Origin of the sequence: Saccharothrix longispora (assembly GCF_031455225.1) — a bacterium.
GTDB classification, from domain to species: domain Bacteria; phylum Actinomycetota; class Actinomycetes; order Mycobacteriales; family Pseudonocardiaceae; genus Actinosynnema; species Actinosynnema longispora.
Genome location: NZ_JAVDSG010000001.1, coordinates 5180628 through 5201665, shown reverse-complemented (window position 1 = coordinate 5201665; position 21038 = coordinate 5180628). Strand labels below are relative to the sequence as shown.

Genomic DNA, 21038 nt, shown 5'->3' with positions numbered 1-21038 from the left:
ACGCACGAGTGGGCGTCAACTCCCGGTTGACGGGTGGATCTCGATGCCGACGGTGCCCTCCGGGCCGCGCCGGAGCCGGCTGCCGAGCAGGGTGATGCGGCCGAACAGGCCGTACTTGCGCGCGATCATCGACCGCACCCGCTCACTGCCCTCGCGGTCCATCAGGGACGCGCGGGCGGGCACCTGCTCGCCGGTCGGCCTGCCCCTGACGTCGCACGGACCGATCCGCACCTCGCCGTTGTTGCGGATGCGCTTGACCTTGCCCGCGTCGGCGGCCGACCACGCGTAGAGCGCGCTGCCGTCGTGGGCCACCCACACCGGGGTGGGCACCGCCACGCCGCTGCGGCGGAACGTGGTCAGCAGCAGGTACTTGCCGTCTCCGAGGTCCATGCCCCCAACGTATGGGGGCCGGGAAAGAGCAAAGGCCCCGCCCCCCGGGTGGGGGACAGGGCCTCGACATCACGTCAGGTCAGATGGCCTGGACGTTGGTGGCCTGGGGGCCCTTGGCGCCCTGGCCGACATCGAAGCTCACCCGCTGGTTCTCCTCCAGGCTGCGGTAGCCGCCGCTCTGGATCTCCGAGTAGTGGACGAACACGTCCGCGCCACCGTTCTCCGGGGTGATGAAGCCGAAGCCCTTTTCGGAGTTGAACCACTTCACGGTGCCCTGAGCCATCTTCAAATCTCCTCATACTGCTGCCGCCGGGCGAACGCACCGACGGGGCCGGTCCAAACGCATGGACCCTGAGGAATCACACGCTCAAACGCGTTTCGCGAGCGTGGATGACACGAACACAAAACCTTCGACCTCGTACAGTTAAGCACACTTCGGGCCAGAAGTCCCGCGCGAACCACGATCGGGTGATCCCCGTAGGCTTTTGCCCATGTCAGTAGCGGTGCGCGTGATCCCCTGCCTGGACGTCGACCGGGGGCGGGTCGTCAAGGGCGTCAACTTCACCAACCTCGTCGACGCGGGCGATCCGGTCGAGCTGGCGCGGGCCTACGACGCCGAGGGCGCCGACGAGCTGACCTTCCTGGACGTGACCGCGTCCTCCGGCGACCGGGAGACCACGTTCGACGTGGTCCGCCGCACCGCCGAGCAGGTGTTCATCCCGCTCACCGTGGGCGGCGGCGTGCGCACGCCCGAGGACGTCGACAAGCTGCTGCGCTCCGGCGCGGACAAGGTGAGCGTGAACACGGCGGCCATCGTCCGCCCCGAGCTGCTGGGCGAGCTGTCCCGCCGGTTCGGCGCGCAGTGCATCGTGCTGTCGGTCGACGCGCGCCGCGTGCCCGAGGGCGGGCGGCCCACGCCGTCCGGCTTCGAGGTCACCACGCACGGCGGCCGCGAGGGCACCGGCATCGACGCGGTCGAGTGGGCCGCGCGCGGCCAGGAGCTGGGAGTCGGCGAGATCCTGCTGAACTCGATGGACGCCGACGGCACCAAGGCCGGGTTCGACCTGGAGCTGATCCGGTTGACCCGCGCGGTCGTGGACGTGCCGCTCATCGCCAGCGGCGGGGCCGGGCGGCTCGACCACTTCCCGCCCGCCGTGGCCGAGGGCGCGGACGCCGTGCTCGCCGCCAGCGTGTTCCACTTCGGCACGCTGCGCATCGGCGACGTGAAGAACAGCCTGCGCGACGCCGGCGTGGAGGTCCGCTGATGCTCAACCCCCGCAACGCACCGGTCGAGGTGTTCCTGGCGACCGCCATCGGCGCGGCGGGCGCGGCGCTGTTCGTGCTCATGGGCGTCGTGCAGTGGCAGGTCGAGGCCGACGCGTCCTGGATGAGGTTCCCGGTGATCGTCGCCGTGCTGGGGCTGCTGGCCTCGGTCGGCCTGGCCGCCGGGTGGCGGCCCGCCCGGCTGACCGCCGCGTTCGTCTTCGGCCTGGTGGCGCTGATCCACCTGCTGGCCGTGCTCAACCAGGGCCCGGTGTGGGTCAGGGTGCTCTCCGGCCTGCTCTCCGCGGCCCACGTGTTCGCCGTGGTGCTGCTCAACACCCGACCCGCACTCATCCACTTCACCGGAGGACGCAGGTGACCAGCGCGCTCGACCCGTCGATCGCCGCCCGGCTCAAGCGCACCGAGGACGGCCTGGTGTGCGCCGTGGTGCAGCGGCGCGGCACCGGGGAGGTGCTGATGGTGGCCTGGATGGACGACGAGGCCCTGCACCGCACGCTGACCACGCGCCGCGCCACGTACTTCTCGCGCAGCCGGCAGCGGCAGTGGGTGAAGGGCGAGACGTCCGGGCACGTGCAGCACGTCCACGAGGTGCGGCTGGACTGCGACGGCGACGCGGTGCTGCTCGTCGTGGACCAGGTCGGCGGCGCCTGCCACACCGGCGACGCGACGTGCTTCGACGCCGACCTGCTGCTGGCGCCCGAGGAGCGGGCCCCGGCTAGCTGATGTCGCCGGTCAGGTAGCGCTGGAGGGTCGGCGCGATCGCCCTGACCACCGTGTCCACGTCGGCCGAGGCGAACGGCTCGATGCGCACCACGTACCGGACGATGCCCATGCCGAAGATCTGGCTGGCGGTCAGCGTGGCGCGCAGCTCGGCGTCGGACGAGCCGAGGTGTGCGATGACGCGCCTGAGCAGGGTCTGCACGAAGAACTGCCTGAGCACCTCGGCGACCTGCTCCTGCGAGGTGATGCTGCGGACCATGGCCGCGAACTGGCCGCCGCCGGTGGCGTCCCAGATGGTCACGAAGTTGCGCACGATCCGCTCGCCGATCAGCTCCGGCGGACCGTCGAGCAGGCGTTCGACCAGGGTGTTCGGGTCGATCGGGAGCTGGAGCACGGCCTTGGCGAACAGGCCCTCCTTGCTGCCGAACCAGTGGTTGACCATCGCCGCGTCCACCCCGGCCCGCGAGGCGATCGAGCGCACCGTCGCCCCCTCGAAACCGCGTTCGACGAACACCTCGCGCGCGGCCTGGAGCAGGGCGGCCCTGGTGTCCTCACCGCCCGCGCGGCGGCCTCGGCGCTTGGGTTCGGTGCGGTTCGGGCTGTGGTCCACGGCTCCATCATCGGTGACCGGCGCAAATCGTCCACCGCGCGGCGGATTCGCCCGGCGGCGACCGGGGGGCCCGCATTGGGCACAATGTCGCCCATGGTGAGCGTCATCGGTGCAGGCGCGGGTCTGGGCGAGGTCAGCCCGACGCGCGAGGAGTTCCGCGAGCTGGCCGCCGAGCGGCGGGTCGTCCCCGTGGTGCGGCGGCTCCTGGCGGACGCGGAGACACCGGTCGGCCTGTACCGCAAGCTGGCGGCGGACCGGCCGGGCACGTTCCTGTTCGAGTCGGCCGAGAACGGCCGCTCCTGGTCGCGCTGGTCGTTCGTCGGCGTGCGCAGCGCGGGCGCGCTGACCGCCACCGGCGGCGAGGCGCACTGGATCGGGCCGCACCCCGTCGGCCTCCCCGAGGGCGGCGACCCGATGGCGGCGCTGCGCGAGACCATCGAGGTGCTGCGCACCGACCCGCTGCCCGGCCTGCCCCCGCTGACCGGCGGCATGGTCGGCTACATCGGCTACGACGCCGTGCGCCGCCTGGAGCGGCTGCCGGACCTCGCCGAGGACGACCTGCGGGTCCCCGAACTCGTCATGCTGCTCGCCACCGACCTCGCCGCCCTGGACCACCACGAGGGCACGGTCACGCTCATCGCCAACGCCATCAACTGGGACGACTCGCCGGAGCGCGTGGACGCGGCCTACGACGACGCGGTGGCCCGGCTGGACCTCATGACGCGCGACCTCCAGGCGCCCGCGCCCGCGACGGCCGCGGTGTTCTCCCGGCCCAAGCCGGAGTTCACCCGGCGGCGCACGCGCGAGGAGCACCACGAGGTCGTGGAGAAGGCGAAGGCGGCCATCCGCGCGGGTGAGGCGTTCCAGGTCGTGCTGTCGCAGCGGTTCGAGATGCGCACCACCGCCGACCCGCTGGACGTCTACCGCGTGCTGCGCACGTCCAACCCCAGCCCGTACATGTACCTGCTGCGGCTCGACGACTTCGACATCGTCGGGTGCAGCCCCGAGTCCCTGGTCACGGTGCGCGACGGCAAGGCGACCACGCACCCGATCGCGGGCACCCGGTGGCGCGGTGTGGACGAGGAGGAGGACGCGCTGCTGGAGAAGGACCTGCTGGCCGACCACAAGGAGCGCGCCGAGCACCTCATGCTCGTCGACCTGGGCCGCAACGACCTGGGCCGGGTGTGCAAGCCGGGCTCGGTGACCGTGGTCGACTTCTTCAAGGTCGAGCGGTACTCGCACGTCATGCACATCGTGTCCACGGTCACCGGCGAGCTGGCCGAGGGGAGGACCGCGTTCGACGCGGTGGCGGCGTGCTTCCCGGCGGGCACGCTGTCCGGCGCGCCCAAGCCGCGCGCGATGGAGCTGATCGAGGAGCTGGAGCCGACCAGGCGCGGCCTGTACGGCGGCGTCGTCGGCTACCTGGACTTCGCGGGCGACGCGGACACCGCCATCGCCATCCGGACCGCCCTGGTGCGCGACGGCGTGGCGTACGTGCAGGCGGGCGGCGGGATCGTGGCCGACTCGGACCCGGTCGCCGAGGACAACGAGTGCCTGAACAAGGCGGGCGCGGTCCTGTCGGCCATCGCCACGGCGCAGACCATGGCCCCGGCGGCGGACCCGGCCGGTGTCTGAGCCCGGGTCCGTCCCCCCGGTCCCCGAAGCCGACCCCGAAGCGGCGGCGCGGCGGCGGGCGGCCCTGCGGCGTCCACTGTGGATCGCCGTGCTGCTGCTCGTGCTCGCCGCGGGCGCCCTGTGGGTCACCTCGACCATGACGTGGGGCGCCACCCGCGTGAAGCCGGACGCGACCGGCGCCGAGGTGCAGCCCGCCCTCGTGCCGATGGCGCTGTTCTGCGTGGCCGCCGTGGCCGCCGCCGTGGCGCTCGCGGGCTGGATGCGCCGCGTGCTGGGCGCGTTGGTGCTGCTCGCGGCCGTCGTGGTCGGCCGGGTGGTCGTCGCGGCCTCGCCGCCGGCGGGGGCGTACGCCGTGGCCGTCGCGGGTGTGCTGCTGATGGCCGCGGCCGGGCTGCTGCTGCTGGTCAGGGGCGCGGCGATGCCCCGGTTGGGCGGCGGCTACCAGACACCCGGCGCGGCGCGGCGGAACGCCTACCCCGAGCGCGAGCTGTGGAACGCCCTGGAGCGCGGTGACGACCCGACGGACCGCGACTGACGCCCCGGTGGCCCCCGGGTGACCGCCCGGTGCCGCACGTTCGCGCACGTGGGCCCGTGAGGACCCCGGTCAGCAGGGCGAACGCGGTGACCCCCGGTGGCCGGACGCGGTCCGTGACGGGGTTAGCATCCTCGTGGCGGGAAGGGGAGCGTGACGTGCGGGAGCTTGCGAGGGAACCGGAAGGTCTGACGGAGCCGGGCGAGGTGCTCGGATGACCGTGCTCGAGTCGATCGTCGAAGGTGTCCGCGAGGACCTCGCCGTGCGCGAGGCGGCACTGCCCTTCGACGCGCTGAGGGCGCAGGCGGCCAAGGTGCCGCCGCCGCAGGACGTGATGGCGGTCCTGCGCGGACCGGGCGTGGGCGTGATCGCCGAGGTCAAGAGGCGCAGCCCCTCGAAGGGGGCGCTGGCCGACATCCCGGAGCCCGCGGAGCTGGCCGTCCAGTACGAGCTGGGCGGTGCGCGGTGCATCAGCGTGCTGACCGAGCAGCGCCGCTTCGGCGGGTCGCTGGCCGACTTCGACGCGGTGCGCGCCGCGGTGGGGGTCCCCCTGCTGCGCAAGGACTTCATCGTCAGCCCGTACCAGGTGCACGAGGCGCGCCTGCACGGCGCCGACCTGGTGCTGCTGATCGTGGCGGCGCTGGAGCAGAACGCGCTGGTGTCGCTGCTGGACCGGGTCGAATCGCTGGGCATGACCGCCCTGGTCGAGGTGCACACGGCCGAGGAGGCCGACCGCGCGCTGGAGGCGGGGGCGAGCGTGATCGGCGTGAACGCCCGCAACCTGCACACCCTGGAAGTGGACAAGGAAGTCTTCGGGCGGATCGCGCCCGGCCTGCCCTTCGACACCATCAAGATCGCCGAGTCCGGGGTCACCGGGCCGGGCGACCTGATGTCGTACGCGGGCGCGGGCGCCGACGCGGTGCTGGTCGGCGAGAGCCTGGTGACGAGCGGCGACCCCAAGGTCGCGGTGAACAAGCTGGTGACGGCGGGGTCGCACCCCGCGTGCCCCCGGCCCAGCCGGTAGGAGGAGAGCGCATGTCGCGCGGCCAGTTGGCTCCGACACCCCACGACCCGGACGAGCGGGGTCACTTCGGGCCGTGGGGCGGCCGGTTCATGCCGGAAGCCCTGATCGCCGCGGTGGACGAGCTCGCCGCGTTCTACGAGAAGGCCCGGGTCGACCCGGAGTTCCTGGACGAGTTCGCCCGGCTGCTGCGCGACTTCGCCGGCCGCCCGTCGCTGCTCACCGAGGCGCCGAAGTTCGCGGCGCACGCGGGCGGCGCGCGGGTGTTCCTCAAGCGCGAGGACCTCAACCACACCGGCTCGCACAAGATCAACAACGTGCTGGGCCAGGCGTTGCTGACCAAGCGCATGGGCAAGAAGCGGGTCATCGCCGAGACCGGCGCGGGCCAGCACGGCGTGGCCACGGCCACCGCGTGCGCGCTGATGGGCCTGGACTGCGTCATCTACATGGGTGAGGTCGACACCGAGCGGCAGGCGCTCAACGTGGCCCGGATGCGGCTGCTCGGCGCCGAGGTCGTCCCGGTGAAGAACGGCTCGCGGACGCTCAAGGACGCCATCAACGAGGCGCTGCGCGACTGGGTCGCCAACGTCGACGACACGCACTACCTGCTCGGCACCGCGGCGGGACCGCACCCGTTCCCGGTGCTCGTGCGCGACTTCCACCGCGTCATCGGCATCGAGGCGCGGCAGCAGATCCTGGAGAAGGCGGGTCGCCTGCCCGACGTCGTCGCCGCGTGCGTCGGCGGCGGGTCGAACGCGATCGGCATCTTCCACGGCTTCATCGACGACCCGTCCGTGCGGCTGGTCGGCCTGGAGCCGGGCGGCGACGGCATCGAGACCGCGCGGCACGGCGCCACCCTCACCAAGGGCACGCCGGGCTCGCTGCACGGGGCCATGTCGTACGTCCTCCAGGACGCCGACGGGCAGATCGCCGAGGCGCACTCCATCTCGGCGGGCCTGGACTACCCGGGCGTCGGCCCCGAGCACGCCCACCTCAAGGACATCGGCCGCGCCGAGTACCGGCCGGTGACCGACGCGGAGGCCATGGAGGCGTTCGCGCTGCTCTCCCGCGAGGAGGGCATCATCCCGGCGGTCGAGTCGGCGCACGCGCTGGCCGGCGCGATCAAGCTTGGCCGCGAACTGGGACCCGAGTCGCTCATCCTGGTGAACCTGTCCGGGCGCGGCGACAAGGACATGGACACCGCCGTCAAGTGGTTCGGGCTGGGAGTGGACGCATGAGCAGGCTTGCCCCGCTGTTCGAGGCGTGCCGGGCGGAGTCGCGCGCGGCGCTGATCGGCTACCTGCCCGCCGGGTACCCCACCGTCGAGGGTTCGAAGGACGTGCTGCGGACCATGGTGTCGTCCGGGTGCGACCTGGTGGAGGTCGGCCTGCCGTTCTCCGACCCGGTGATGGACGGCCCCACCATCCAGCGCGCCGCCGAGCGGGCGCTGCGCGAGGGCTTCCGGGTGCGCGACCTGTTCGGCGTCGTCGAGTCGGTGGCGTCGGCGGGTGGGCGCGCGGTCGTGATGACCTACTGGAACCCGGTGCTGGCGTACGGCGTGGACCGCTTCGCGCGCGACCTGGCGGCGGCCGGCGGCCTGGGCGTCATCACGCCCGACCTGGTGCCCGACGAGGGCGCGGAGTGGATCGCCGCGACCGAGGAGCACGACCTGGACCGAATCTTCCTGGTCGCGCCGTCGTCGACGGAGGAGAGGATCGCGATGACCGCCCGGTCGTCGCGGGGGTTCCTGTACGCGACCTCGGTGATGGGCGTGACGGGTGCGCGCGACGTCGTGTCGTCCGCCGCCCCGGCGCTGGTCGGGCGGGTGCGCGAGCACACCGACCTGCCGGTGGGCGTGGGGCTGGGCGTGCGGAACGGCGCGCAGGCGGCCGAGCTGGCGGCGTTCGCGGACGGCGTGATCGTGGGGTCCGCGTTCGTGTCGGCGGTCGAGGACGGCACGGTGGAGGCGCTGACCCGGGAGCTGGCCGGCGGGGTCCGTCGCGAGACCGCAACGGTGTAGCACGCACGTCCGGGTGAACTACGCGGTCCGGGGCTGTGAGGGCCGGAACCGCCGGTGGGCGCGGGCGAGAGCGCCCGCAGCCGGGACGGCGTGCCGGAGCTCGAACGACCCTTCCCGGTAACAATCGGGCTGTCGGCGCGGAGCACCCCCGGGCACCCACTACGGTGGTCGGCGTGGTGACGACTTACCTCGCGACGATCCCCAGCCCGGACCAGGGCGTCTGGCAGCTGGGACCGATCCCGATCCGCGCCTACGCCCTGTGCATCATCGCCGGCATCGTCGCGGCGATCTGGTGGGGCGAGCGCCGCTGGGTGGCCCGCGGCGGGCTGAAGGGCGAGGTCACGGACATCGCGGTCTTCGCGGTGCCCTTCGGCCTGGTCGGCGGCCGGCTCTACCACGTGGCGACGGACTACCACAAGTACTTCGGCGAGGGGCGCAACCCGCTGGAGGCGCTGGCCATCTGGAACGGCGGCCTCGGCATCTGGGGCGCCATCGCGCTGGGCGGTGTGGGCGCGTGGATCGCGTGCCGCCGCAAGGGCATCCCGCTGCCCGCGATGGCGGACGCGCTGGCGCCCGGCATCGTGCTGGCGCAGGCCATCGGCCGCCTCGGCAACTACTTCAACCAGGAGCTCTACGGCGGTCCCACCACGCTGCCCTGGGGCCTGGAGATCTACGAGCGGGTCGACCCGGACACCGGGTTCAAGGACGAGTTGGGCGGCGTCGCGCTGGACCACACGCCGATCGACGTCGTGCACCCCACGTTCCTCTACGAGCTGCTGTGGAACGTCGGCGTCGCGCTGCTGATCGTGTGGGCCGACCGCCGCTTCCGCCTCGGCCACGGCCGGGTGTTCGCGCTGTACGTCGCGGGTTACACGGCGGGCCGCTTCTGGATCGAGATCATGCGCGTCGACCCGGCCACCCAGGTCTTCGGCATGCGCATCAACGTCATCACCTCGGTCCTGGTGTTCCTCGGCGCGGTCGCCTACTTCGTGCTGGCCGCGAAGAAGGGCGACCGCGAGGTCATCGTGCGCCCCGACCCCGACGGCGAGCAGGACGACGCCGGAGGGGCGACGGCCGCGCGGAAGACCGGCGCGGGGAAGACCGGCGCGGGGGAGACCGGCGCGGACCGGACGGCGACCGGCGACACCGCCGACGACACCACCGGCGACACCGCCGGGGTGCCCGACAGGAAGACGGTGCCGGACGCCGACCCCGCGGACCACGGCGACAAGCCTGGCCAGTAGGCGACCGTGCGCATCCTCGTCGTCGAGGACGACGACCGGGTGGCGCGCGGCCTGCTCACCGCCCTGAAGCACGCGGGCTACGAGGTCCACCGGGTGGGCACGGCCGCGGCGGCGCTGACGGCCCCGGCCGCAGACGTCGTGCTGCTGGACCTCGGCCTGCCCGACGGCGACGGCCTGGACGTGCTGCGCGAGCTGCGCCGCCGTCCGGGCACGGCGGTCATCACCGTGACCGCCCGCGGCGAGGAGCGCGAACGGGTCCTCGGCCTGCGCCTGGGCGCCGACGACTACGTGGTCAAGCCGTTCGGCACGGCCGAGCTGCTGGCCCGCGTCGAGGCGGTGCTGCGCCGCACCCGCGCGGCCCGCGCCGCCGAGCGCGAGCACCGCGGGCACGAGGTCGCGCTCGGCCCGCTGACCCTGGACCCGGCGAGCCGGGAGGCCAGGGTGGACGGCGTGCCCGTGCCGCTGACCCGCAAGGAGTTCGACCTCCTCGCGCTGCTGGTGGGCCGCGCGGGCACGGTGGTCAGCCGCGACCTGATCGTGGACCAGGTGTGGCAGGCGCACTGGGAGGCGCCGTCGCGCACCCTCGACACGCACATCGCGGCCCTGCGCGGCAAGCTCGGCGACGCGGTCCGCATCGAGACGGTCCGGGGTGTGGGCTACCGCGCGGCGGCGACCCACACCCCGTGAGCTCACCAGGTGTGCGCGACGTCCACGACGACCCGCCCCGGCAGGGTGAACACCCGGAACGGCAGCCGGGCGCGCGTGCCCAGGCCGATCGTCGTCCGCCCCTCGAACGACCCGGCCCACGCCGCCTGCCGGAACGTCGCGTAGCCGGTCACGTCGACCAGCTCCCGCCGGTCGGCCGGGGTGTAGGTCGGGTTGCCGCCGCCGTCGTACGCGGGGGAGGAGACGGCGACCTGGAGCTTGCCGCCACCGCGCAGGGGGACCACGTTGCCGGATCCCTCCTGCGTCACCTCGCTCACGTACCCGACCGAGTAGCCCTCGTTCACCCCGCTGAAGTCGAACACCAGCCGGTCGAAGCACTCGTGCTGCCCGGCGCGGACGTTCGTCAGCGCGCCCTGGGTGCCCGACGCGGCGACCTCGTCGCCCGAGCCCCAGTCGACCGGCGCGCACGCCTCGGCCGCCGTCGCCGCGCCCGGCGCGGCCAGGGCCACGCCCAGCACCGCCGCGAGCAGCAGCGCAGTTCTGCGTACCATTTCCACTCCCCCTCGTCACGGGCCACCGCGGCCCTCGACCTGGATGACGCGGACCACCCCGGGGAGGTTGCCCCACGTGCTGCGCCGCCTGCTGGCCCTGATCGTGCCGCTGCTCGTCGCGCTGGTGGCAGCCCTGGGCGTGCCGCTCGCGTTCGCGGTGGTGCAGCGGGAGAGCCAGGAGACGTACCTGGACCGGCTGGGCGACGCGAGCCGGTTCGCCTCGCTGGCGGAGAACGCCCTGGCGTCCGGCCGCCTCACGGCGCTGCGCGAGGAGCTGGTCCGCTACGACCGGCTGTACGGCATCCGGGCGGGTCTGATCGGCACGGACGGCGCGGTGGTGGCGGCGTCGCGGGAGCCGTTCGACCTGACCGACCCGACCGTGACCACGGGCCTGGAGGCGGCGTTCGGCGGCTACCGGGCTGAGACGGACCAGTCGGTGTGGCCGTGGGAGGACGTCGACCTGGTCGTCGTCGAACCGGTGGGCCGCGACAGCGAGGTGGTCGCCGCCGTGGTGACGGTCTCGCCGACGGACGGCCTGCGCTCGGCGATCCTGCGCCAGTGGGGCCTGCTGGCCCTCGTCGGCCTGGTGCCGATGCTGGGGGTGGCGGCGGTGGCGTGGCCGATGTCGCGGTGGGTGCTGCGGCCGGTCCGCAGGCTGGACGAGGCCACCGCCGCGGTCGCCGGCGGCGAGCTGGACGCGCGGGCCGACGAGGTGGGCGGGCCGCCGGAGCTGCGCAGGCTCGCGACGAGCTTCAACGCCATGGTCGGCGTGGTCGGCCGGGCGCTGCGCCGGCAGCGGGCGTTCGTCTCCGACGCCTCCCACCAGCTGCGCAACCCGCTGGCCAGTCTGCGCCTGGCGGTGGACAACCTGGAGCCGCACGTGACCGGCGAGGCGGGCCGCGAGGCGCACCGCATCGCGGTGGACGAGGCCGAGGAGATGGGCCGCGTGCTGGACGCGCTGCTGGCCGCGACCCGCCTGGACAGCGCCTCCGCCGCCGAACCGGTCGAGGTGGACGGCCTGCTCGCCACGCACGTGCCGGGCTGGCGGGCGCTGGCGTCGGCGGGCGGGGTGGACCTCGACGTGGACGTGCCGCCGGGCCTGCGGGTCCTGGAGCCGCCCGGCGGCCTGGGCAGCGTGCTCGACGAGCTGGTCGGCAACGCGGTCCGGCTGTCCGGCGGCACCCGCGTGCGGGTCTGGGGCCGGACCGCCGACGGGCGGGTGGAGCTGCACGTCACCGACGACGGGACGGGCCTGACCGAGCGGGAGCGCGCCGACGCCCTGGGCCGCTTCTGGCGCGCGCCGCGCCACCAGAACGTCGCGGGCACCGGCCTGGGCCTGTCGATCTGCGCCGAGCTGATCGAGTCGGCGGGCGGCGCGCTGGCCCTGCGCGCCGCCGAGCCGCACGGCCTCGACGCGGTGGTCCGGCTCGGCGCCTGACCCACCGGGTCAGCGCTTGTTCGCCCGGAACCAGCGCTCGGCGCCGCGGTGCAGCGGCACCTGGCCGGTGGCGATGCCGGTGCGCACGTTGATGCGGCTCGCCTCCGGGTGGTCGGCCGCGATGCGGGCGGACTCGGTGAAGACGGTGCGGGTCACCACCTCGACCAGGTCGGCGGACAGCGAGGTGCGGGCCAGCAGGAGGTTCGGCACGGCGAACGTGCGGCACGGGCCGAGGCCGGCGTAGGTGGTCGCCGGGATCGTCGCGGGCACGTACGGGCCGCGGTAGGTGTCGGCCAGCAGCTCGGCCTCCTCGGGCAGGTCCAGCAGGCGCAGCGGGAACGTGCCGAGGATGCCGCTGACCGCCGGGGTGGGGATGCCGGTCAGCGCGAACAGCGCGTCCAGCTCGCCCTCGGCCAGCCGGCGCGCGGCCTCGTCGTGGGCCATGTTCCGGGCGTCCACCGGCACGTCGAGCAGGTCGAGCAGGCGGGTGGCGGTGAACTGGGAGCCCGACTCGACCGGGCCGAACGACACCGGCCTGCCCGCCAGGTCGGCCAGCCGCCGGACCGGCGCGGACGCGGGCACGACGACCTGCATGAAGCTGTCGTAGAGCCGGCCCACCGCGCTGATGCCGTTCGGGTCGTCCGCGCTGAGCAGGGCGCCGTCGACCGGGTCCAGTGAGGACAGTCCCAGGTGGACCTGTCCCTCCTCCAGCAGCCGCACGTTCTCCACCGACGCGCCGGTCGGGCGGGCGACGACGCGGGTGGCGGGCAGCCGGTCCGCCAGGGCCTCGGCGAGGGCGCCGCCGACCTCCTGGAACACCGCGCCGTCGGGACCGGTGGCGAGCACCAGCTCCTCCGGGGCGGGGGCCTCCGCGGCGGTGCAGGCGGGCACGCCCGCCGCGAGGGCGGCGAGCAGCACCGAGCGCCGGGAGACGGGCACGCGTCGCAGGTTAACCCCGACTGCCGGTGAACGGGGTGTTACGTCAGAGGGACCTGAAGTTTCCCCGCGCGTCCTTTACCGGGAGCCGGCGTGTGCCCAGGATCACGACCCAACCCCACAGTCGCGATGGAGCCCCTGGAGGAGTCGTGGTCGCGAAGACCGAGACCCGCAAACCGATCTGGAAGCACCTGTACTTCTGGGTGCTGGTGTCGATCGTGCTCGGCGTCGTCGTCGGCTACGCCTTCCCCGCGCAGGCGTCGGGCATGAAGTGGCTCGCCGACTTCTTCGTCGCCCTGGTGAAGGTCGTCATCGCGCCCACCATCTTCTGCACGATCGTGGTGGGCATCGCCGGCCTGGGCAACCTCGCCAAGGCGGGCGGCCTGGCGCTGCGCACCATCCTGTACTTCACCGCCATGACCACGGTCGCGCTGGCGATCGGCCTGCTCGTGGTGAACGTCGTGCAGCCCGGCCACCACGGCCCGGCCATCCCGATCAACGACGACGCCGCCGCGAAGACCCTGGAGGACGCCAGGACCGCGGAGACCGGGGTCACCGGGTTCATCCTCAGCCTGGTGCCGAAGTCGTTCTTCGGCGCGTTCACCGACGGCCAGCTCATCCAGGTCTTGGTGGTCGCGGTCCTGGTCGCGGTGGCCGTGGCGGGCATGGGCAGGACCGGCGAGCGGGTCGTGCGGGCCCTGGACACCGTCGCCAAGGTCATGTTCGGCGTCATCAAGATCGTCATGTACGCGGCGCCGATCGGCGCGTTCGGCGGCATCGCGTACACGATCGGCAAGTTCGGCGGCACGATCCTGGGCAAGCTCGCCTGGCTGATGGGCTCCTTCTACGCCACCTGCCTGCTGTTCGTCCTGCTGGTGCTGGGCGGCGTGGCGCTCTACGCCGGGTTCTCGATCTTCAAGTTCCTGCGCTACATCAAGGACGAGCTGCTGATCGTGCTGGGCACGTCGTCCAGCGAGTCGGTGCTGCCCCGGATGCTGGTCAAGATGGAGGCGGCGGGCGCGGACAAGTCGGTGGTCGGCCTGACCATCCCGACCGGCTACTCGTTCAACCTCGACGGCACGTGCATCTACCTGACCATGGGCGCGATCTTCATCGCCCAGGCCACCGGCACGGACGTCGGCCTCGGCACCCAGATCGGCCTGCTGCTGTTCATGCTGCTGGCCAGCAAGGGCGCGGCGGGCGTCACCGGCGCGGGCCTGGTCACCCTCGCCGCCTCGCTGAGCGCGTTCGAGGCGAACAGCGCCATCCCGGCCGTCGGCATCGCCCTGATCGTGGGCATCGACCGGTTCATGTCCGAGGCGCGGGCCATCACCAACGTCATCGGCAACGGCGTGGGCACGCTGGTCGTGGCCCGCTGGCAGGGCCAGCTGGACCGGGACCGGCTCAGGGAGGTCCTCGACGACCCGGACCAGGTCGACGTGGACGCCCTGATGGACCGCCGGCACGGCGAGGACGAGGTCGAGGAGAAGCAGCCCGCCGGCGCGGGCGCCCGCTGATCCCCCTTCGCCGGCACCCCTTCGCCGGCACCTGTCCGCCGACGTGCCCGCGCACCGCACGAGGCCCCGGCGCTCCCGAGAGCGCCGGGGCCTTCGGCATTCGAGACGCTGTGACCTGGATCACCGACACGGGTCGCCCGGGCGTGTCACGCGGCTCTCACCGCGGGGCGGTGCGCCTACCGGTCGGTTATGCTTAACAACGCGTAACAACGTCGGCCCCACTGTCGTTCCGGGGAATCGAATCGTTACGCGTCGACGACCGAGATCACCCGAAGGATGGTGTGGTTCGGTTTCGCGACTGTTAAAGTCGCGTCAACACGCGGGCCATCGTCGTCCCGTGCCCAGCAGCCGGAATCCAGGAACTGGACACGAGGACTCGTTCTCTAGCAGGACGACGAAGGAGGTCTGCGCAGTGATCTTCTCCGCCATCCCGTCCCCGCAGGGGCTCTACGACCCGACTGCGGAGCGTGACGCCTGCGGTGTGGCCATGGTCGCCGACATCCAGGGCCGGCGTTCGCACGACATCGTCGTCGACGCGCTCACCGCGCTGGCCAACCTCGAACACCGCGGCGCCGCGGGCGCGGAGCCCACCAGCGGCGACGGCGCGGGCATCCTGCTCCAGCTGCCCGACGCCTTCCTGCGCGACGTCCTCGACTTCGAGCTGCCCGGGGCGGGCGGCTACGCGGCGGGCATCGCGTTCCTGCCCGCCGACGCCGGGCAGCGGGCCAAGGCCGTCGGGCTGGCCGAGCGGATCGCCGCCGAGGAGGGCCTGGTCGTCCTGGGCTGGCGCGACGTGCCGACCGACCCGGACAACGCCGGCATCGGCCCCACCGCCCGCTCGGTGATGCCGCACTTCGCCATGCTGGTGGTCCGCGGTGAGGACGGCCGCACCGGCGTCGCCCTGGACCGCCTCACGTTCGCCCTGCGCAAGCGGGTCGAGCACGAGTCGGTCGCGGCCGGCGCGGGCACCTACTTCCCGTCGCTGTCCGCCCGGACGATCGTCTACAAGGGCATGCTGACCACGGGCCAGCTGCCCGCGTTCTTCCCCGACCTGCGCGACGGGCGGCTCGCGTCCGCCATCGCCCTGGTCCACTCCCGCTTCTCCACCAACACCTTCCCGTCGTGGCCGCTGGCGCACCCGTTCCGGTACGTCGCCCACAACGGCGAGATCAACACCGTGCGCGGCAACCGCAACCGCATGCGGGCCCGCGAGGCGCTGCTGGCCTCCGACCTCATCCCGGGCGACCTGACGAGGCTGTTCCCGATCTGCCACCCCGAGGGCTCGGACTCGGCCAGCTTCGACGAGGTGCTGGAGCTGCTGCACCTCGGCGGCCGGAGCCTGCCGCACGCGGTGCTGATGATGATCCCCGAGGCGTGGGAGAACCACGTGTCGATGGACCCGAAGCGCCGCGCGTTCTACGAGTTCCACGCCAGCCTGATGGAGCCGTGGGACGGCCCGGCCTGCGTCACGTTCACCGACGGCTCCCTGGTCGGCGCGGTGCTCGACCGCAACGGCCTGCGCCCGGCCCGCTGGTGGCAGACCGCCGACGGCCGCGTCGTGCTGGCCTCCGAGACCGGCGTGCTCGACGTGCCCCCGGACCAGGTCGTGGCCAAGGGCCGCCTCCAGCCCGGCCGGATGTTCCTGGTCGACACCGCGCAGGGCCGCCTGGTCGACGACGACGAGGTCAAGTCCCGGCTCGCCGAGGAGTCGCCCTACGACGAGTGGCTGCACGCGGGCCTGCTGGAGCTGGCCGACCTCGCCGACCGCGAGCACGTCGTGCAGAGCCACGAGTCGGTGGTGCGCCGCCAGCTCACCTTCGGCTACACGGAGGAGGAGCTGCGCGTCCTGCTCGCCCCGATGTCCACGGCGGGCGCCGAGCCGCTCGGCTCGATGGGCACCGACACCCCGGTCGCCGCGCTCTCGCAGCGCTCGCGCCTGCTCTACGACTACTTCGTGCAGAACTTCGCCCAGGTCACCAACCCGCCGCTGGACGCGATCCGCGAGGAGATCGTCACCAGCGTCTCGCGGGTGATGGGCCCGGAGCAGAACCTGCTGGAGCCCGGCCCGGTCAGCTGCCGCCACATCAAGCTGACCTACCCGGTCATCGACAACGACGAGCTGGCCAAGCTCATCCACATCAACGACGACGGCGACCTGCCGGGCTTCGCGTGCACCGTCCTGTCCGGCCTGTACGAGGTGGACGGCGGCGGCGCGGCGCTGGCGGAGGCCGTCGAGCGGGTGCGCCGCGAGGCGTCCGAGGCCATCGCGAACGGCGCGCGCACCCTGGTGCTGTCCGACCGCGACTCCGATCACCGGATGGCGCCGATCCCGTCGCTGCTGCTGGTCTCCGCGGTGCACCACCACCTGGTGCGCACCAAGGAGCGGCTGCGCGTGGCGCTCGTCGTGGAGACGGGCGACGCCCGCGAGGTGCACCACATCGCCGCGCTGCTCGGCTACGGCGCCGCCGCCGTCAACCCGTACCTGGCGTTCGAGACGATCGAGGACCTGATCGCGCAGGGCGCGATCACCGGCATCGAGCCGCGCAAGGCCGTGCGCAACTACGTGACCGCGCTGGTCAAGGGCACCCTGAAGATCATGTCCAAGATGGGCATCTCCACGGTCGGCGCGTACACCGCCGCCCAGGTCTTCGAGGCCGTCGGCCTGTCGAAGGACCTGCTGGACGAGTACTTCACCGGCACGGTGTCGAAGCTCGGCGGCGCGGGCCTGGACGTGCTGGCCGAGGAGGTGGCGCTGCGCCACCGCCGCGCCCACCCGGACAACCCCACCGACCGGGCGCACCGCAGGCTGGAGGTCGGCGGCGAGTACGCCTACCGCCGCGAGGGCGAACTGCACCTGTTCACGCCGGAGACGGTGTTCCTGCTCCAGCACGCCACCAGGACCGGCAAGGAGGACGTGTACCGCCGCTACACCTCCGAGGTGGAGGCGCTGTCCCGCCAGGGCGGCACGCTGCGCGGCCTGTTCAACCTCAGGACCGCGGGCCGCACGCCGGTCCCGATCGACGAGGTCGAGCCGGTCTCCTCGATCGTCAAGCGCTTCAACACCGGCGCCATGTCCTACGGCTCGATCTCGGCCGAGGCGCACGAGACGCTGGCCATCGCGATGAACCGGCTCGGCGGCCGGTCCAACAGCGGCGAGGGCGGCGAGGACCCGGAGCGCCTGTACGACCCGGAGCGGCGCAGCGCGGTCAAGCAGGTCGCGTCCGGCCGGTTCGGCGTCACCAGCGAGTACCTGGTCAACGCCAGCGACATCCAGATCAAGATGGCGCAGGGCGCGAAGCCCGGCGAGGGCGGCCAGCTGCCCGGCTACAAGGTGTACCCGTGGATCGCGCGCACCCGGCACTCCACGCCGGGCGTGGGCCTCATCTCGCCGCCGCCGCACCACGACATCTACTCGATCGAGGACCTCGCCCAGCTCATCCACGACCTGAAGAACGCCAACGAGCAGGCCCGCGTGCACGTCAAGCTGGTCAGCGAGGTCGGCGTCGGCACGGTCGCGGCGGGCGTCGCCAAGGCGCACGCCGACGTCGTGCTCGTCTCCGGCCACGACGGCGGCACCGGCGCGTCCCCGCTCAACTCGCTCAAGCACGCGGGCACGCCCTGGGAGATCGGCCTCGCCGAGACCCAGCAGACGCTGCTGCTCAACGGCCTGCGCGACCGCATCACCGTGCAGGTGGACGGCGCGCTGCGCACCGGCCGCGACGTGGTGGTCGCCGCGCTGCTCGGCGCCGAGGAGTTCGGCTTCGCCACCGCCCCGCTGATCGTCGCGGGCTGCGTCATGATGCGCGTCTGCCACCTCGACACCTGCCCGGTGGGCGTGGCGACGCAGAACCCGGAGCTGCGCAAGCGCTACACCGGCCAGGCCGACCACGTGGTGAACTTCTTCCACTTCGTCGCCCAGGAGGTGCGCGAGCACCTGGCCGCGCTCGGCTTCCGCACCATCGACGAGGCCGTCGGCCACGCCGAGCTGCTGGAGACCGACCGGGCCGTCGAGCACTGGAAGGCGGCCGGGCTGGACCTGTCGCCGGTGTTCGCGGTGCCCGAGACCCCGTACCGCATGGCCAAGCGCAAGGTCCGCGAGCAGGACCACGGCCTCGCGCAGGCCCTGGACCGCACGCTCATCCAGCTCGCCGAGGCGGCGCTGGAGGACGCGCACCCCGTGCGGCTGGAGCTGCCGCTGCGCAACGTCAACCGCACGGTCGGCACCCTGCTCGGCGCGGAGGTCACCCGCCGCTTCGGCGGCGACGGCCTGCCCGACGACACGATCCACGTGACGCTCACCGGCTCGGCCGGCCAGTCCCTCGGCGCGTTCGTGCCGCGCGGCATCACGCTGGAGATGGTCGGCGACGCCAACGACTACGTCGGCAAGGGCCTGTCCGGCGGCCGGATCGTGGTCCGCCCGCACCCGGACGCGCCGTTCGCCGCCGAGCGGCAGGTCATCGCGGGCAACGTGATCGGCTACGGCGCGACGGCGGGCGAGATCTTCCTGCGCGGGCGCGTCGGCGAGCGGTTCTGCGTGCGCAACTCGGGCGCGCTGGCCGTCGCCGAGGGCGTCGGCGACCACGCGTTCGAGTACATGACCGGCGGCCGGGCCGTGGTGCTCGGGCCGACCGGCCGCAACCTGGCCGCGGGCATGTCCGGCGGCATCGCGTACGTGCTCGACCTGGACCCGGCGGCGGTCAACCGGGCGCAGGTCGAGCTCCAGCGGCCCGGCGCGGACGACCTGCGCTGGCTCCGCGAGGTGGTGGAGAAGCACCACAAGCTCACCGGTTCGGCGGTGGCCGCGTCGCTGCTCGGCGACTGGCCCCGGCGTTCCGCCGCGTTCACCAAGGTCATGCCCGGCGACTACCAGCGCGTGCTCGAAGCGATGAGGCTCGCCCGCGCGGAGGGTCGGGACGTGGACCAGGCGATCATGGAGGCCAGCCGTGGCTGACCCGTACGGTTTCTTGAAGCACTCCCGCGCCGAGGCGAAGAAGCGCCCGGTGTCCGAGCGGCTGGGCGACTGGGACGAGGTGTACCTCGACGTCGAGCCCGACGTGCGCGACTCGCAGGTGCGCACCCAGGCGTCGCGGTGCATGGACTGCGGCGTCCCGTTCTGCCACTCGGGGTCCGCGGGCTGCCCGCTGGGCAACCTGATCCCGGAGTGGAACGACCTGGTCCGCCGGGGCGACTGGGGCCAGGCGTCGGAGCGGCTGCACGCGACGAACAACTTCCCGGAGTTCACCGGGCGGCTGTGCCCCGCGCCGTGCGAGGCGGCGTGCGTGCTGTCGATCAGCCACGACGCGGGCGGCCCGGTCGCGATCAAGCGCGTCGAGCAGACCATCGCGGACGTGTCCTGGGAGCAGGGGCTGGTGCAGCCCAGCCAGTCGCAGGTCGTGTCGGGCAGGCGGGTCGCGGTCGTCGGCTCCGGCCCGGCCGGGCTGGCGGCGGCCCAGCAGCTGACGCGCGCGGGCCACGAGGTCACCGTGTTCGAGCGGGACGACCGGCTCGGCGGCCTGCTGCGCTACGGCATCCCCGAGTTCAAGATGGAGAAGAAGGTCCTGGACCGGCGGCTCGCGCAGCTCCGCAAGGAGGGCACGAGGTTCGTCACCGGCTGCGAGGTCGGCGTGGACCTGACCGTCGAGGAGCTGCGGGAGGAGTTCGACGCCGTGGTGCTGGCGGTGGGCGCGCTGCGCGGTCGCGACGACACCACGACGCCGGGCCGCGAGCTGGCCGGCATCCACCTGGCGATGGAGCACCTCGTGCCCGCGAACCGGGCGTGCGAGGGCGACGGGGCCCCGGCGATCGACGCGGCCGGCAAGCACGTCGTGATCATCGGCGGCGGCGACACCGGCGCGGACTGCTACGGCACGGCGGCCCGCCAGGGCGCGGCCTCGGTGCTCCAGCTCGACCAGTACCCGATGCCGCCGTCGCGGCGCGACGACGAGCGCTCGCCGTGGCCGGTGTGGCCGTGGGTGCTGCGCACCTACCCCGCGCACGAGGAGGCGGGCGAGCGGAAGTTCGCGGTGGCCGTCGAGAAGTTCGTCGGCGACGAGGACGGGCACGTGCGGCAGATCCAGCTGCGCAAGGTGCGGGTGGAGCGGGACGCCTCGGGCCGGCGCGTGGTCGTGCCGATGTCCGAGGAGGTCGAGCTGCTGCCCGCCGACCTGGTGCTGCTGGCGATCGGCTTCGAGGGCGTCGAGCACATGCCGCTGCTCGACGGCCTGGGCATCGACCTCACCTCGCGCGGCACCGTCTCGTGCGGCTCGGACTGGCAGACGCAGGCCCCCGGCGTGTTCGTCTGCGGCGACGCCCACCGCGGCGCGTCCCTCGTCGTGTGGGCCATCGCGGAGGGCCGCTCGGTGGCCAACGCGGTGGACCGCTTCCTGACCGGCTCGTCCGACCTGCCGTCGCCGGTGATCCCCAACCAGCTCCCGCTCGCCGTGGTGTAGGTGTCCCGCCGGCCGTCCCCGACAA

The 21038-nt window shown here is 73.2% G+C and carries 19 protein-coding genes; 14 read left to right on the top strand and 5 right to left on the bottom strand.

What is annotated here, in order from left to right:
• Positions 1-15: 15 nt before the first annotated feature.
• Together J2S66_RS21340 and cspE are read right to left on the bottom strand one after the other, a co-directional pair.
• Positions 16-390: a PPOX class F420-dependent oxidoreductase gene (locus J2S66_RS21340; protein ID WP_306749779.1), complete on the bottom strand. Its 375-nt coding sequence runs from the start codon at positions 388-390 to the stop codon at positions 16-18.
• Between the two features lie 79 nt (positions 391-469).
• Positions 470-673: a transcription antiterminator/RNA stability regulator CspE gene (gene cspE / locus J2S66_RS21335; protein ID WP_306749780.1), complete on the bottom strand. Its 204-nt coding sequence runs from the start codon at positions 671-673 to the stop codon at positions 470-472.
• 208 nt (positions 674-881) lie between these two features.
• Here cspE and hisF point away from each other — a divergent pair, with 208 nt between their 5' ends.
• The 3 genes from hisF to hisI are packed head-to-tail and all read left to right on the top strand — an operon-like array spanning position 882 to position 2397.
• The gene (gene hisF, locus J2S66_RS21330) at positions 882-1655 is read left to right on the top strand and encodes an imidazole glycerol phosphate synthase subunit HisF (RefSeq protein WP_310308988.1); all 774 of its coding nucleotides are present in this window, start codon (positions 882-884) and stop codon (positions 1653-1655) included.
• A complete protein-coding gene (locus tag J2S66_RS21325; protein ID WP_310308987.1) occupies positions 1655-2032 on the top strand; it encodes a hypothetical protein in 378 nt (125 codons plus the stop codon). Before hisF ends, J2S66_RS21325 begins: the two co-directional genes overlap by 1 nt.
• On the top strand, positions 2029-2397 hold the full coding sequence (gene hisI / locus J2S66_RS21320) for a phosphoribosyl-AMP cyclohydrolase (RefSeq protein WP_306749783.1): 369 nt from the start codon (positions 2029-2031) through the stop codon (positions 2395-2397). The genes J2S66_RS21325 and hisI overlap by 4 nt, the downstream gene beginning before the upstream one ends.
• Here the strand turns inward: hisI and J2S66_RS21315 are convergent.
• Positions 2390-3004 (bottom strand): TetR/AcrR family transcriptional regulator, encoded by a 615-nt coding sequence (locus J2S66_RS21315; RefSeq protein ID WP_310308985.1) that lies wholly within the window; start codon positions 3002-3004, stop codon positions 2390-2392. The genes hisI and J2S66_RS21315 overlap by 8 nt on opposite strands.
• A gap of 93 nt (positions 3005-3097) precedes the next feature.
• On the opposite strand from J2S66_RS21315, the gene J2S66_RS21310 reads away from it, so the two are divergent.
• The 7 genes from J2S66_RS21310 (at position 3098) to J2S66_RS21280 (ending at position 10143) form a co-directional block, all read left to right on the top strand.
• A complete protein-coding gene (locus J2S66_RS21310; protein WP_310308984.1) occupies positions 3098-4639 on the top strand; it encodes an anthranilate synthase component I in 1542 nt (513 codons plus the stop codon).
• Positions 4632-5174, top strand: a complete 543-nt coding sequence (locus J2S66_RS21305; RefSeq protein ID WP_310308983.1) for a Trp biosynthesis-associated membrane protein — start codon at positions 4632-4634, stop codon at positions 5172-5174. Before J2S66_RS21310 ends, J2S66_RS21305 begins: the two co-directional genes overlap by 8 nt.
• Before the next feature lie 211 nt (positions 5175-5385).
• The gene (gene trpC, locus J2S66_RS21300; protein ID WP_310308982.1) at positions 5386-6195 is read left to right on the top strand and encodes an indole-3-glycerol phosphate synthase TrpC; all 810 of its coding nucleotides are present in this window, start codon (positions 5386-5388) and stop codon (positions 6193-6195) included.
• Between the two features lie 11 nt (positions 6196-6206).
• Positions 6207-7430, top strand: a complete 1224-nt coding sequence (trpB, locus tag J2S66_RS21295; RefSeq protein ID WP_310308981.1) for a tryptophan synthase subunit beta — start codon at positions 6207-6209, stop codon at positions 7428-7430.
• Positions 7427-8212, top strand: a complete 786-nt coding sequence (gene trpA / locus J2S66_RS21290) for a tryptophan synthase subunit alpha (RefSeq protein ID WP_306749789.1) — start codon at positions 7427-7429, stop codon at positions 8210-8212. The genes trpB and trpA overlap by 4 nt, the downstream gene beginning before the upstream one ends.
• A 176-nt stretch (positions 8213-8388) precedes the next feature.
• Entirely contained in the window at positions 8389-9456 is a 1068-nt protein-coding gene (gene lgt / locus J2S66_RS21285) for a prolipoprotein diacylglyceryl transferase (RefSeq protein ID WP_310314960.1), read from the top strand.
• Positions 9457-9462: 6 nt separating this feature from the next.
• The gene (locus J2S66_RS21280; protein WP_310308979.1) at positions 9463-10143 is read left to right on the top strand and encodes a response regulator transcription factor; all 681 of its coding nucleotides are present in this window, start codon (positions 9463-9465) and stop codon (positions 10141-10143) included.
• Positions 10144-10145: 2 nt separating this feature from the next.
• On the opposite strand, the gene J2S66_RS21275 is transcribed toward J2S66_RS21280, so the two are convergent.
• A complete protein-coding gene (locus J2S66_RS21275; RefSeq protein ID WP_310308978.1) occupies positions 10146-10673 on the bottom strand; it encodes an AMIN-like domain-containing (lipo)protein in 528 nt (175 codons plus the stop codon).
• Positions 10674-10716: 43 nt separating this feature from the next.
• On the opposite strand from J2S66_RS21275, the gene J2S66_RS21270 reads away from it, so the two are divergent.
• A complete protein-coding gene (locus J2S66_RS21270) occupies positions 10717-12111 on the top strand; it encodes a sensor histidine kinase (protein ID WP_310308976.1) in 1395 nt (464 codons plus the stop codon).
• A 9-nt stretch (positions 12112-12120) separates the two neighbouring features.
• Here the strand turns inward: J2S66_RS21270 and J2S66_RS21265 are convergent, their stop codons facing one another.
• Positions 12121-13050 carry a TAXI family TRAP transporter solute-binding subunit gene (locus J2S66_RS21265; protein WP_310308975.1) on the bottom strand — a complete coding sequence of 310 codons (930 nt, stop codon included), beginning with the start codon at positions 13048-13050 and terminating at the stop codon, positions 12121-12123.
• Positions 13051-13196: 146 nt separating this feature from the next.
• Here J2S66_RS21265 and dctA point away from each other — a divergent pair, with 146 nt between their 5' ends.
• From dctA to J2S66_RS21250, 3 genes are all read left to right on the top strand, one after another.
• Positions 13197-14564 (top strand): C4-dicarboxylate transporter DctA, encoded by a 1368-nt coding sequence (gene dctA / locus J2S66_RS21260; protein ID WP_310308973.1) that lies wholly within the window; start codon positions 13197-13199, stop codon positions 14562-14564.
• A gap of 412 nt (positions 14565-14976) precedes the next feature.
• On the top strand, positions 14977-19515 hold the full coding sequence (gene gltB, locus J2S66_RS21255) for a glutamate synthase large subunit (protein ID WP_310308972.1): 4539 nt from the start codon (positions 14977-14979) through the stop codon (positions 19513-19515).
• The gene (locus J2S66_RS21250; protein ID WP_310308971.1) at positions 19508-21013 is read left to right on the top strand and encodes a glutamate synthase subunit beta; all 1506 of its coding nucleotides are present in this window, start codon (positions 19508-19510) and stop codon (positions 21011-21013) included. The genes gltB and J2S66_RS21250 overlap by 8 nt, the downstream gene beginning before the upstream one ends.
• Positions 21014-21038 lie beyond the last annotated feature (25 nt).